Here is a 12,921-nt window from a genome sequence, read left to right on the forward strand (position 1 = left end):
GAGACGCTCGTCCCATCCCGCTGACGATCAGAGGCGAACCAGCGCCGAGCCCCAGGCAAAACCGCCGCCGAAGGCTTCCAGCAAGACCAGCTGGCCCGGTTTGATCCGGCCGTCGCGCACCCCTTCATCGAAGGCGATGGGAACGGAGGCGGCAGAGGTGTTGCCGTGTTTGTCGAGGGTCAGCACCACCTTGTCCAGCCCCATGCCAAGCTTCTTGGCGGTGGCGCTGATGATGCGGAAGTTGGCCTGATGGGGCACCAGCCAGTCCAGCTCGCTCGGCTCGATGCCGGCGGCGGCCAGGGTCTCGGTGACGATTTCGCTCAGACGGGTGACCGCGACTTTGAAGACATCATTGCCCTTCATGTACATGTAGGCTTCGAGCTCGGCCCCCGGCATGCCGCGACGGGGCTGCGGCAGCTTGAGCAGCTCGCCATAACGACCATCCGCATGCAGATGGGTGGAGAGGATGCCGGGGGTGTCGCTCGCACCGATCACCACGGCCCCTGCCCCATCCCCAAACAGGATGATGGTGCCACGATCCTCGGGATCGCACATGCGCGACAGCACATCGGCGCCGACGACCAGCACGTGGCGGGCGGCACCGGATTTGACGAACTGATCGGCAATGGAGAGCGCATACGTAAAGCCGGCGCAGGCGGCCGCCACGTCGAAGGCCGGGATCCCTTGCGCTCCGAGCAGCCCCTGCAGTTCACAGGCGGCGGCCGGAAAGGCGTTTTCGGCGCTGGTGGTGGCCAGCACTATCATGTCGAGATCGGCGGCCGTCAGGCCCGCGGCCTCCAGTGCGCGCAGGGCTGCCTGGTGAGACAGGGTTGCAACGGTTTCATCGGCACCGGCAATGCGGCGTTCACGGATCCCGGTACGCTCCACAATCCACTCGTCACTGGTCTCTACCATCTGTTCGAGGTCGGCGTTGGTGCGTACCGAGTGCGGCAGATAGCTGCCAGTACCCAAAATTTTGCTATGCATAGAGTTCTTATAGATCCCTGTCGGAAAAGACAGATTCAAGGCGATCTGCGATTTGCAATGGAAGTTGATGCTTGGCCTCTTGCGCGGCCAGCAGGATCGCGTTACACAGGGCACGCCGTTCGGCCCGCCCATGGCTTTTTACCACAATGCCGCGCAATCCTAACAGACTTGCACCGTTATACTGGTCGGGGTTCAGGTAAGAAAAACGTCGTTTGAACATAAATCCGGCGATACGGCCAAGAAAACTGCGTTTCTTGCGGGGATATCCGGCCAGTTGGGCCATCATCCGCACCACCCCCTCCGCCGTCTTGAGGGCGACGTTGCCGACAAAACCGTCGCAGACGATCACGTCGCAATCGCCGCTAAAAATTCGATCCCCTTCAACAAAGCCGACAAAGTTGAGCGCCTGGCACTGGCGCAGCAGTTCGGCACTGTGGCGCACCAGATCGTTCCCCTTGATCTCCTCCTCCCCCACGTTGAGCAGGGCCACCCTGGGAGTGGCAACCCCCTCCACCTTTTCAGCCACCACTGAGCCCATCACGGCAAACTGCAGCAGGGTGTCGGCATCGCAGCTGACGTTGGCACCGAGATCCAGCATCACGGTGCGTTTGCCGGACAGGGTGGGCAGCGCCTTGATGAGGGCGGGTCGGTCGACGCCGGGCAGGGATTTGAGCACGCATTTGGCCATGGCCATCAGTGCACCTGTGTTGCCGGCGCTGACGCAGGCATCGGCTTCGCCGCCCTTGACCAGATTGAGTACGACTCGCATGGAGGAGTCTTTCAGGGTGCGCAGTGCCACGATCGGTTTGTCGCCCATCCCAACGACCTGGGAGGCATGTACAAAACGGACACGAGGGTGATTGAGCAAGCCATGTTGCTGCAGGAGGGGGGTGGTCTGGTGCTGGTCACCGACCAGGATCAATTTCAGCTGGGGTAAAAGAGACAGTGCCTGCACGGCGGCAGGCACTGTTTCCGAGGGGCCAATATCTCCCCCCATGATGTCTAGCGCGACAGTTTGCGTAGACAAAGGCAATCCTTAAGCGATTACCTTTTTACCGCGGTAGAAACCATCGGCAGTCACGTGGTGACGACGATGAATTTCGCCACTGGTCTGATCAACAGTCAGGGCAGCGGTGGTCAGCGCATCGTGGGAACGACGCATGCCACGCTTGGCACGGGTTTTACGGTTCTGTTGTACGGCCATTGTAGGCTAACTCCTAAATTCACTTACGTTTAAGCTCTTCAAGAACTGCAAAGGGATTCGGCCGCTCATCAGCAGGTTCGATTTCACCCCAGGTCATCTCCATGTTACCGCGCGGGCAAGCATCCATGGGATGCATGGCCACCTGCGGCAACGAGAGGATGAGTTCATCCTCCAGGATTTGATGAAGATCCATCTCGCCGTTTTCGTCCAACTCAATGGGCTCATAAGCTTCCGGCAGTTCTTCCTCGTTTGTTCTTTCGAACAGCGGAGTGTAGATAAATTCAGCTTCACAGAGATGTTCGAATGTCTCTCCACAACGCTGGCAAACCAGGTCAACCTTGGCATGGGCAGTGCCTTTCATAACGGTCAACTTCTGGACATCTTTGCCAAAGTGCAGCGATACATCGATATCACTCCGCAAGCCTGCGGTTGATTCCTCCAGCCTGGGCATCTGCGACTTTTCCACTATCCCGACATAATCGAGCAGCTTCGAGGCACTACGGACTGGATCAACCTTTACGGGCAACTTCACCTTTTGCATAGGGCGCGAATATTATAGGTCCAACAACTGATAGTCAAAGGAAAAAGTCCTTACCGCCGATGATTTTAACCTCACAACCCCCGCACATGGCGGAACTTGCGCTCACCGGTGCCTGATTATGCCACAAACCTGCGGATCCGACACCGGATCCTGGCCGGATTTGCTGGTGCGTCAGGCCCCAGGCAGTTGTCAGGTAGTCCCGCCGTGACTTGCTTGTCCAATTCGCCCTGCCTTCCCCACCCTGCTGCAGTCAAGGGGTGGCGTTACAAGCACCATGCTTTCCACTAGGTCGCTGATGAAGACAGGCACAGATCCCCACCGGGGCGGCCTCCATCAGGCGGCGAATGGCTCGAAAACTCTGCAGCGCAGCATCAGTAGCCATGGGATTGACGAGCCAGGCTGGCAGCGTGTCGCCCGGGTTGGTATAGGTTTCGAGGCGCACCAGCGTCGTGCCGTTTAGCTGAGGCAGCGCTTCCCAGCGTCCTTCACTGGTGTGGATCCGCACCCGACCGGGATAAGGCGGCAAAGCATCGGGGGCCGCCCAGACGCTCAGCACCAGGCCGCAATCTGGCAGCCGTTGCAGGCGGGAATGGGTGATCAGCTCCCGGTCCTGTACGGGCCAGGGGGCTGCGAGGCGGGTATAGACAATATCCTCATCGGGGGCGGGCTTGGCTAATACCCTCACCTCCAGGCTTTGGGGCAGCCACTCCTGATGTCGACCGGTATCACGCAACACCGCGAGCAGCGCCGCAGGGGGCGCTGCCACATACATCTCCAGTCGCAAGGCCAGAAAGGCGCCGGGTGGATGAGGGCGGGTCCAGAGCAGTATGCCCTCCTCCCCTGCCTGCAGGTGCCAGCCTTGTCCCCAGACGGGCAGACAGAGCAGCCACAACAACCATGCCCCCAGCTTGTTCATCTCATCGCCCCCGTTACCCCGCTCTTATGCTTATAGCCGTTTTCAGACGGGGCAGAGACAGGCAGTGAACGGGGGAGCAAAACCAAGTCACTCCATCAGCCAGATGCAGCCGACGCGTACTGTGTTCTGAGCAAGGCCAGCGCATCGAGCAGGATCACCCGCTTGCGAGCGCGGCGATATTTGCCCGCGCCGCACGATGGCGATACCATCGGCGCCTGCCCGTTTCTGAACCTGGATACCTGATTGCCATGTCGCGCCCCCTGATCCTCGCCTCCACCTCCCGTTACCGCAAAGCCTTGCTGGAAAAGCTGGGCCTCCCCTTTGAGTGCGCCGCGCCCGAAGTCGATGAATCTGTGCTGCCCTGTGAAGAGGCACAGGCGCTGGTGGCCCGCCTTGCCCATGCCAAGGCCAGCGCCATTGCCGGCCTGCGTGATCAGGGACTGATCATCGGCTCGGATCAGGTGTGCGTCTGTGATGGCCGGATCCTGGGGAAACCGGGAACGGTCGAACAAGCGGTAGCCCAGCTGATAGCGGCCCAGGGGCGCAGCGTCACCTTTTATACCGGCCTGTGCGTACTGGATGCGGCTTCCGGCCTGGTCGAGCAGCTGGTTGAGCCTTTCACCGTCCATTTTCGCCAGCTGGATGAGGAGGCTATCCGCCGCTATGTGGAGGCCGAACGTCCCCTCGACTGCGCCGGCAGCTTCAAGTGTGAAGGCATGGGTATCGTGCTGTTCAAGGCTCTGGAGGGACGCGATCCCAATGCTCTGATCGGCTTGCCGCTGATCGGACTGATCGAACTGCTGGAGCGCCACGGCCTCTCTCTGCCCTGATGAAGGCAGAATGTTGGCAATAAAAAACGGAAGCCTTGGCTTCCGTTTTGTATTGCATCCCGGTGCTTGTCATCAACCCAGCAGCGCCCTCAGCTCCGCCATGGTATCGGCCACCGCCAGCGGATGGTGAGCCTGCAGGCGCCCCCGGTCGTGCACGCCCCAGCTTACGCCGATGCGCGGCATGGCCAGCGCTTCGGCCATCGCCATGTCGTGGATGGAGTCACCGATCATCACCGCCTGGTGCGGGGCAATGTCCAGCTCATCCAGAATTTGCGTCAGCATCAGCGGATCAGGCTTGGAGTTGGCCTCATCCGCTCCGCGCGTGGCGGCAAAGAGTGGCCGCAACCCGGTTTCATCCAGTACCCTGTCCAACCCCCGCCGTGACTTGCCAGTCGCCACCGCCAGCGCAATGCCCTGCTCGTACCAGCCGTGCAGCAGCTCCCTCGCCCCAGCAAACAGGGGGCTGGGAGTAGCATCGTGCAGATAGTGGTGGCGATAGCGGGCGATCAGGGCATTGGCTCGCTCACCGCCCTGCTCCAGGGAAAACAGCCGGGGGATGCCGACCTCCAGACTGAGGCCGATGATCTGATGAGTCTCGGTGGCGGTGGGCACCACCTCGGCACAGTCACGGGCCGCGGCAGCCACGCAGGCCACTATCCGGCCCACCGAGTCCATCAGGGTACCGTCCCAGTCGAAAATGGCGAGCCGGATCTGTGTCATCAGCGCGCCAATCCGTTGAGGAAGGTCTCGAGCTCGGGCGACAGGGGCGCTTCGACCTGCATCTCGCGACCATCGGCCGGATGAGTGAAGGTCAGACGCCAGGCATGCAAGAAGAGCCGTTTCAGGCCTTGGCTGCGCATTTTCTCGTCAAATGCCGCTTCTCCATACTTGTCGTCACACGCGATGGGGTGGCCGGCATGCAGGGTGTGCACCCGGATCTGGTGGGTACGGCCGGTGATCGGGCTGCACTCGACCAGGGTCGCCTCGGCGAATTGACGGGCAATGCGAAACCGGGTTTCAGACGGCTTGCCATCGGCGCTGACCCGCACGACCCGCTCGCCGGATTGCAGATCATTCTTGCGCAGCGGCGCATTGACCACCTTGACGTGGGGTTGCCACTGGCCACGCACCAGTGCCAGGTACTGTTTGCGCATGGTCTTGACCCGCAGCTGCTCGTGCAGACTGCGCAGGGCGCTGCGCTTCTTGGCGACCAGCAGCACACCGGAGGTGTCGCGATCGAGACGATGCACCAGTTCGAGAAAACGGGCTTCCGGGCGCAGGGCGCGCAGCCCTTCGATGACCCCGAAGCTCAGCCCGCTGCCGCCGTGAACGGCCATGCCGGACGGCTTGTTGAGCACGATCATGGCGTCGTCTTCAAACAGGATCTGGCTCTCCAGACGCTGGATGCTGCCAAGGTTGGCCGAGGGCAATTCGTTCTTTTCGGCGACCCGCACGGGGGGAACCCGTACCTCGTCACCGGTACAGAGTTTGTACTCCGGTTTGATGCGCTTTTTGTTGACGCGCACTTCCCCCTTGCGAAGGATGCGATAGATCAGGCTCTTGGGGACGCCCTTTAGCTGAGTCTTGAGAAAATTGTCGATGCGCTGCCCGTCATGCTCAGCTTCGATGGTGAGCAGCTGCACTTGTTGTTGTATCTGTGTCATGGCGCGGATTTTAACACTGCCGACGGCCCTTGGCTGCATGCTTTGTTGAAAAATGGCGCCTTGCTATAAAAGTGATTTAAATGGGATAATAAACAAGGTTTTGTCATTGTGTTCAAGCCTTGTACTAAGTGGCCAAAAATTATGCCACCCAATCCCGAAACACCGTGTATACAAGAACATGACGGTTCCCGGGTGCGAGGTACAGCGCATGGAGAACGCAAACAGAACCGCCTATTTGTCTCCACACCGGTATCCTTTTCATGCCTTCTCGAGAAGGCTGAACCAGAGTGCCCTTAGTTTGCGCCTCATGCATACCCCAACCGGGAGGTTGCCCCAGTATGCTGAAGACCCGAGGCCGGCGCCGGCAGGATCCTGTGGAGGAAATCAAAATGACAAAATAACGAGAACTCAATGAAAAGAATGCTAATCAACGCGACTCAGGAAGAAGAGTTGCGCGTAGCGCTGGTTGACGGACAACAGCTCTACGATCTGGATATTGAAAGTCCGGGACACGAGCAGAAGAAAGCGAACATTTACAAGGGCAAAATCACCCGCGTAGAACCCAGTCTCGAAGCTGCTTTTGTCGACTATGGCGCCGAGCGCCACGGTTTCCTGCCGTTAAAGGAAATCGCCCGCAATTACTTCCCCTCCGGTTACTCCTATCAGGGTCGTCCCAACATCAAAGAAGTGGTCCGCGAAGGCCAGGAAGTCATCGTCCAGATCGACAAGGAAGAGCGTGGCACCAAGGGTGCAGCTCTCACCACCTTCATCAGTCTGGCCGGCAGCTACCTGGTGCTGATGCCGAACAACCCCCGTGCCGGCGGTATCTCCCGTCGCATCGAGGGCGATGAACGGACTGAACTGAAAGAAGCCCTGAGCGGCCTGACCGTGCCGGACGGCATGGGCCTCATCGTGCGTACCGCCGGTGTGGGCAAGTCCCCGGAAGAGCTGGAGTGGGATCTGAACGTTCTGCTCAACCACTGGGACTCCATCCACAAGGCGTCACAGAGCAGCTCCGCGCCGGTGCTGATCCATCAGGAAAGCAACGTCATCGTGCGTGCCATCCGTGATTACCTGCGCCGCGATGTGGGCGAGATCCTGATCGACAACCCGGTCATTTTCGAACGCGCCAAGTCGCACATCGAGCTGGTACGTCCCGATTTCCTCAACCGCGTGAAGCTGTACAAGGGTGAAGTTGCCCTGTTCAACCACTTCCAGATTGAGAGCCAGATCGAGTCGGCCTTCCAGCGTGAAGTGCGCCTGCCCTCCGGCGGCAGCATCGTGATCGATCCGACCGAAGCGCTGACCTCCATCGATATCAACTCCTCCCGCGCCACCAAGGGCGGCGATATCGAAGAGACTGCGCTGCAGACCAACCTGGAAGCGGCCGACGAGATTGCCCGTCAATTGCGTCTGCGTGACCTGGGTGGTCTGATTGTCATCGACTTCATCGACATGACGCCGGTTCGCCATCAGCGCGAAGTGGAAAACCGTCTGCGTGAAGCCGTGCATCAGGACCGTGCCCGCATCCAGCTCGGCCGGATCTCCCGTTTCGGTCTGCTGGAGATGTCTCGTCAGCGTCTGCGTCCCTCCCTCAACGAGTCCAGCAGCCATATCTGCCCCCGTTGCCAGGGTCAGGGCGTGATCCGTGACAACGAATCACTGGCCCTGTCCATCCTGCGTCTCATCGAAGAAGAGGCGATGAAGGACAACACCGAGCAGGTGCATGCTCAGGTGCCGGTCGATGTCGCCGCCTATCTGCTCAACGAGAAGCGCAGCTCCATCGCCAGCCTGGAACAACGCAATGATGTGCGTGTCTACATCATTCCGAACCAGCACCTGGAAACCCCGCACTACGAAGTGACCCGCATCCGTCAGAACGAGATCCCGGAAGCGGCCAGCTACGAGCTGAAAACCGAAATTGCCAAGCCGGTCTACCAGCCGAAACAGGCCCAGACCATCGAGCGCGAGCAGCCCCTGCTGCAAGGCTTCGTCCAGGCACCGCAACCGGCTGCGCCGGCGGCCCCCGCCCCTGTTGCAGCCCCGGTTGCCGAAGAGCCGGGCCTGTTCGGCAAGCTGTTCAAGAGCCTCTCCAACCTGTTCGGCGGCAATGCTGACAGCGCCGAGGTCACCGCGCCTGCCGAGAAACCGGCAACGCGCGAGGCTCGCAAAGAGGACGGTCACCGTCATCAGCGCGATGAATCCCGCAGCCGTGGTCAACGTGGTCGTCGTGACGACAACCGCAGCAGCCGCAACGGCGATGCCGGCGAGAAGCGCGAAGGCGTGGCCAGCCGCGAGAACGGCGAAGGCCGCAACCGTCGCCCACGCAAAGAGCGTGAGCCGCGTCAGGAACGTGAAGCCCGTGGTGACGTGCGCGAACAGCGCATGGAACGTGAACCTCGCGAGGCTCGTGAGCCGCGTCAGGAGCGCGAACCCCGTGCCCCACGTCAGGCTCGTGAGCCCCGCGCTCCGCGTGAACCCCGTGCCGAGGTAGTGGTCGACACGCTGGACAGCGTAGAAGCCGTTGCCACCAACGTGGAACAGCGTCAGGAAAAAGAGCAGAAAGTGGCCGAGCGCCGCGAACGCCGCCAACTGCGCAAGCAAATCCGCGTCGATGCGCCTGCCGATGACGCCGCTGTTGCCCATGCTGCCGATGTAGCGCCGGTTGCCACCGTCGATGCCGTTGACGCGACTGAACAGCAGGATGAGCAGGCAGAAGGCCAGCGTCGTTCCCGCCGTACTCCGCGCAATCAGCGTATCGAAGGCCAACGCCGCAAGCGCATCAACGAAGAAGCTCGCAGCCAGCGTGACGATGAAGAGCAGACTGCCGAAGTCGCTGCACCGACTCTGACTGCCGCCGCGCAAGCCGATGCAGCCCAGGTCAAAGTGGAAGAGCCGGCCGTGCCCGTGATCACCATCCCGAGCGCTGAAGCCGTTGCTGCTGCCCTGCAGGCCTCCTCCGCCCTGACCGAGCACGTGGTTGCCGAGGCCGTCGCCGAAGAAGCCCGCGAGCAGGCCGAAGCCGTTGTCGCCGCTGAACCGGTAGCAACCGTCGTCGAAACCGCCCCCCTGGTGGCCGAACCGGTCATTGCTGCTGTTGAAGCTGCGCCTGTTGAAGTGGAAACCGTGGCAGAGGCTGTCGTTGAGCCCGTACAGGCTGTTGAGACTCCGGTTGTCGAGAGCAAGCCGGTTGTGGAAGCGACCGTAGAAACCGCCCCGGCAGTTGCAGACGTTGTTGCCGTACCGACCGTTGAGCCGGTTGCCGCAGTGGCCGAGCCTGTTGTCGCGGCAGAGACTGCCAAGGTTGAACCCGCAACCGCAGCCCCGGCTGCCAAGCAGGTCAAGCGCGGTGGCAGCCTGCTGGCTGGTGCCCGCAAGGCCTCTGCCCCGATGGCAACTCCGGCCGCCGCCCCTGCCCTGCCGGCACGCAAGCCGGTCGAGTATGCACCCTTGGTGCGCAGCGAAGTGGCCACTTCCGGCCGTCATGGTGGCAGCACTGCCGCCGTCAACGTTGCAACCAGCCCGGCCGGTCGTCCCTGATTGACCCGCTAGCCTGATAAAAGAGCCACACACTGTGTGGCTCTTTTTTTATCTCTCTATGTAGCACGTATCGCTCCAGCAGCACCTGCAACCCGCTCCATTACCGTCAGCTCATCTTCTTTATGCCACTCTGTGCAAACCTAACCCTGGCTTCTCGCACTGCTGATGGTTACCCGTCATGCTCCCCTGCCCCACTATCCAGGCTTCACGCCTCTGATACATCCATATGATCTGAAACCCCGGTCGTTTTACGACAGCAGACATGGTCAGTTGAAACCGCGGTTAACACGGCTTGCTCCCCCACTCCAACCGGCTTTCCAAGCAGTGACGCTGTGATAGCGGAGCAGAACATTGCTCATGCCGTTGCACACTGTCCATTTCCTCTATCGGATATTCACCAACGCACATTTGTACTCTTTGTCTTTGCCTCGTTACATCATCTGAACTCTGCGGCTCGCGCCGATTGGCCTCCCCACTACTTGAGTGATTGGTCTAACGGGCCACGGTGTTGTCGATGTGACATCCTCCCGCTTTGTATACTGGTTTTTTTGAAGGCCGTGATATGGGCGAGATCAGAGACGAGTCTTTTACATTGTTTTCAAATATTTAGTTTGATGGCATATCATGGGGGTACTGGAGTCCTCGACCTTACCAAGATATGGCAGAGCGTTTAGTTTTGAAGGTATGAAAAAAGGGCCCTTGGGGCCCTTTTGACAATCAGATGGAACTGGTTCAGCTGAACAGATGGTTGCTGATCAGGAACAGACCACCGGAGAGCAGCATGGTAAGCGGCAGCGTCAGCACCCAGGCCATCAGAATGGTCTTGATGGTCTGGCTCTGCAGGCCCGACTTGTTGGCCACCATGGTCCCCGCTACCGCAGAGGAGAGAATATGGGTGGTGGACACCGGCATGCCGGTCAGACTGGCGATACCGATGGAGGCAGCTGCCGTGATCTGGGCTGCGATCCCCTGGCTATAGGTCATGCCGGAGGAGCCGATCTTCTCGCCTACTGTGTAGACGATACGACGCCAGCCCACCATGGTACCGCAGCCAAGCGCCAGGGCGATGGAGACGATAACCCAGGTCGGTGCGTATTCGGCGGTCGCGGTCAGATCCTTGCGCCATTTGGCGAGATCGGTCAGCTCCTTGGCCGGCAGCGGCAGCTTGGAAACCTTGCGGGCGGTATCGTCGATGCACAGCAGCAGGCGACGTACTTCACGGCGATCGGTCAGGTCCATCTCTTCATAGGTGCGCACCTGGGCAAGACGATTGTCCAGGGTGGCCATGGCCTGCAGTGCACCGGAGGCGGCGCAGTGGGTCATCAGCTCTTCCTGGGCCTGGGCCGGCACCTTGAAGTCCACCACCTTGGAAACCAGCTCATGGTTGCGCTGATAGATCTCCATGATGCGCTGGTTGGCATCCTGGGTGCGATCCAGATCATAGGAGCGGCTGTTCATATCCAGCGCGAAGTAGGCCGGCGCCATGCAGATCAGCACCAGCATCACCAGACCGATACCCTTCTGGCCATCGTTGGAGCCGTGCACGAAGCTGACCCCCATGGCAGAAGCTACCAGCGTGAGGCGAGCCCAGAACGGCGGATGCTTCTTGCCATCCACCAGCAGGCGCTCTTCCGGTGTTTTGTGGATCTTGCTGCCCTGCCAGACACGTTTCATGGCAAACAGCAGTATGGCCGCAATGATGAAACCGACGGTGGGCGAGATGATGAGGGAGAGCATGATATCGATCGCTTTGCCGACGTTGATGCCTTCCTGCAGCGGTTGATGGTTGATCCAGGCATAGGCGCCGCCTACCCCCAGGATGGAGCCGATCAACGTGTGCGAGCTGGATGCGGGGATCCCGAAGAACCAGGTGCCCAGGTTCCACACGATGGCGGAAAACAGCAGGGAGAACACCATGATCAGACCCTGGGTAGAGTCCATTCCGAGCAGCAGATCGATGGGCAGCAGGTGAACAATGGCATAGGCCACCCCCAACCCGCCCATCATGACCCCGGCAAAGTTGAACAGACCGGAGGCCACCACGGCCGTATGTGCCGGCATCGCCTTGGTATAGATGACCGTTGCTACCGCGTTGGCGGTATCGTGAAAGCCATTGATGAATTCATAGGCCAACACAAAAAAAACGGCCAATATCAAACCGATTGACCACCACAAACCCAAACCACTAAACATTTCAAACATAAAAAACGAACCTGTTTATGAGTTGCGGCGGATTATGCCAGAAGGCTGGTAACGCCATACCCGTTGGTGAAATATTTCAGTAAGAAAAAAAAAGAGCATTCAGCCAAAAAATAGCTTAGCGCCAGTCACCATGCGGCTTGTCTTGGATTAATTAAACAGACCTTGCCTGACAAAAACAGTCCCCAAACGGGAACAATTCATCGTCTCTGGCCCCTTCAATCCCCCTTCACAGGTGCGTGCTGCGTCAATCCTGGACCGGCCCAAAAGGGAAAATTGCACAAGGAACCGACAACTTCCCTGCCGACGCAGGTTGCCACCACCATGGATAAGGGCGCCGTTGCGGGCGCCCTTCTTTAGCATATTGTCTCTTGTCGACGGGCAAGGATCACGCAGGCCAGATCAGTCCTGGTTGATGCGGCTGGCCACGGCGCCCTGCTGGCTCTTGTACTTGGCGTTTTCCCGCTTGTTGTAGGGACGCGCAGCCGTGCCGGAGAGCATCTCGAAGTTCAACGCACCTATCTTCATCTTGGGGCGCAGCGCCAGCGGCAGCTTGCCGCCGTTGTAGAACTCCAGCACGATGCGGCCGGACCAGCCCGGATCGATGCGGTGTGCGGTCACATGTACCATGAGGCCCAGGCGAGCCAGGGAGGAACGGCCGTCGAGCCAGCCGACGATATCCGCCGGCAGGGTGACCGATTCATAAGTGACCGCCAGCGCCAGCTGACCCGGGTGCAGATAGAAGGCTTCCCCATCGGGAATGTGAATTTCGTCGCTCATCACCCGATCGATGGCATCGGCCATCTCGCTGCTCGGCCCGCTCAAATCGATGTAGGGGGCGGTGTGATCGCGAAACACCCGAAACTCGTTGCCCAGCAGCACGTCGACGCTGACGCCACTGATCCGTTCAATACCGGGTCTTGGCTCAATGACGATCTTGCCTTCATCCAGATGACGTTCGATATCGGTATCACAAAGACGCATTGGGCGACTCTCCTGACAAATTGTTCATTTAAAAAAGCCGGGCATCACCCGGCTTG

General features: G+C 59.8%; 11 protein-coding genes. 2 read left to right on the forward strand and 9 right to left on the reverse strand.

Annotation, left to right across the window (positions count from 1 at the left end):
* Positions 1-27: 27 nt before the first annotated feature.
* From I6L38_RS08375 to I6L38_RS08395, 5 genes are all read right to left on the reverse strand, one after another.
* Entirely contained in the window at positions 28-987 is a 960-nt protein-coding gene (locus I6L38_RS08375) for a beta-ketoacyl-ACP synthase III (protein WP_139430868.1), read from the reverse strand.
* Between the two features lie 7 nt (positions 988-994).
* Positions 995-2,014, reverse strand: a complete 1,020-nt coding sequence (plsX, locus tag I6L38_RS08380; RefSeq protein WP_017779016.1) for a phosphate acyltransferase PlsX — start codon at positions 2,012-2,014, stop codon at positions 995-997.
* Between the two features lie 9 nt (positions 2,015-2,023).
* The gene (rpmF, locus tag I6L38_RS08385) at positions 2,024-2,191 is read right to left on the reverse strand and encodes a 50S ribosomal protein L32 (RefSeq protein ID WP_005300935.1); all 168 of its coding nucleotides are present in this window, start codon (positions 2,189-2,191) and stop codon (positions 2,024-2,026) included.
* Between the two features lie 19 nt (positions 2,192-2,210).
* The gene (yceD, locus tag I6L38_RS08390) at positions 2,211-2,732 is read right to left on the reverse strand and encodes a 23S rRNA accumulation protein YceD (RefSeq protein WP_010633974.1); all 522 of its coding nucleotides are present in this window, start codon (positions 2,730-2,732) and stop codon (positions 2,211-2,213) included.
* Between the two features lie 250 nt (positions 2,733-2,982).
* On the reverse strand, positions 2,983-3,648 hold the full coding sequence (locus tag I6L38_RS08395) for an START domain-containing protein (protein WP_043170170.1): 666 nt from the start codon (positions 3,646-3,648) through the stop codon (positions 2,983-2,985).
* A 248-nt stretch (positions 3,649-3,896) separates the two neighbouring features.
* Here I6L38_RS08395 and I6L38_RS08400 point away from each other — a divergent pair, with 248 nt between their 5' ends.
* Entirely contained in the window at positions 3,897-4,478 is a 582-nt protein-coding gene (locus I6L38_RS08400; protein WP_216989391.1) for a nucleoside triphosphate pyrophosphatase, read from the forward strand.
* 72 nt (positions 4,479-4,550) lie between these two features.
* Here the strand turns inward: I6L38_RS08400 and I6L38_RS08405 are convergent, their stop codons facing one another.
* Together I6L38_RS08405 and rluC are read right to left on the reverse strand one after the other, a co-directional pair.
* Positions 4,551-5,198: an HAD family hydrolase gene (locus tag I6L38_RS08405; protein ID WP_043170165.1), complete on the reverse strand. Its 648-nt coding sequence runs from the start codon at positions 5,196-5,198 to the stop codon at positions 4,551-4,553.
* The gene (gene rluC / locus I6L38_RS08410) at positions 5,198-6,142 is read right to left on the reverse strand and encodes a 23S rRNA pseudouridine(955/2504/2580) synthase RluC (RefSeq protein WP_201880576.1); all 945 of its coding nucleotides are present in this window, start codon (positions 6,140-6,142) and stop codon (positions 5,198-5,200) included. The genes I6L38_RS08405 and rluC overlap by 1 nt, the downstream gene beginning before the upstream one ends.
* Positions 6,143-6,553: 411 nt before the next feature.
* Between rluC and rne the strand changes: the two genes are divergently transcribed.
* Positions 6,554-9,682, forward strand: a complete 3,129-nt coding sequence (rne, locus tag I6L38_RS08415; RefSeq protein ID WP_216989392.1) for a ribonuclease E — start codon at positions 6,554-6,556, stop codon at positions 9,680-9,682.
* Between the two features lie 732 nt (positions 9,683-10,414).
* Here rne and I6L38_RS08420 read toward each other — a convergent pair.
* Complete coding sequence (locus I6L38_RS08420; RefSeq protein WP_216989393.1) at positions 10,415-11,884, reverse strand: inorganic phosphate transporter; 1,470 nt, start codon at positions 11,882-11,884, stop codon at positions 10,415-10,417.
* Positions 11,885-12,283: 399 nt separating this feature from the next.
* On the reverse strand, positions 12,284-12,865 hold the full coding sequence (gene dcd / locus I6L38_RS08425; RefSeq protein ID WP_094696478.1) for a dCTP deaminase: 582 nt from the start codon (positions 12,863-12,865) through the stop codon (positions 12,284-12,286).
* Positions 12,866-12,921: the final 56 nt, after the last annotated feature.

Source organism: Aeromonas sp. FDAARGOS 1408 (assembly GCF_019048665.1).
In the GTDB taxonomy this organism is placed as follows: Bacteria; Pseudomonadota; Gammaproteobacteria; order Enterobacterales; family Aeromonadaceae; genus Aeromonas; species Aeromonas dhakensis.

Bases quoted from the DNA above. Each gene is read 5' to 3' on its own strand.
- rpmF (WP_005300935.1), bottom strand. From the start codon at position 2,191: ATGGCCGTACAACAGAACCGTAAAACCCGTGCCAAGCGTGGCATGCGT.
- I6L38_RS08405 (WP_043170165.1), bottom strand. From the start codon at position 5,198: ATGACACAGATCCGGCTCGCCATTTTCGACTGGGACGGTACCCTGATG.
- I6L38_RS08375 (WP_139430868.1), bottom strand. From the start codon at position 987: ATGCATAGCAAAATTTTGGGTACTGGCAGCTATCTGCCGCACTCGGTA.
- I6L38_RS08395 (WP_043170170.1), bottom strand. From the start codon at position 3,648: ATGAACAAGCTGGGGGCATGGTTGTTGTGGCTGCTCTGTCTGCCCGTC.
- I6L38_RS08420 (WP_216989393.1), bottom strand. From the start codon at position 11,884: ATGTTTGAAATGTTTAGTGGTTTGGGTTTGTGGTGGTCAATCGGTTTG.
- rluC (WP_201880576.1), bottom strand. From the start codon at position 6,142: ATGACACAGATACAACAACAAGTGCAGCTGCTCACCATCGAAGCTGAG.
- I6L38_RS08400 (WP_216989391.1), top strand. From the start codon at position 3,897: ATGTCGCGCCCCCTGATCCTCGCCTCCACCTCCCGTTACCGCAAAGCC.
- rne (WP_216989392.1), top strand. From the start codon at position 6,554: ATGAAAAGAATGCTAATCAACGCGACTCAGGAAGAAGAGTTGCGCGTA.
- dcd (WP_094696478.1), bottom strand. From the start codon at position 12,865: ATGCGTCTTTGTGATACCGATATCGAACGTCATCTGGATGAAGGCAAG.
- yceD (WP_010633974.1), bottom strand. From the start codon at position 2,732: ATGCAAAAGGTGAAGTTGCCCGTAAAGGTTGATCCAGTCCGTAGTGCC.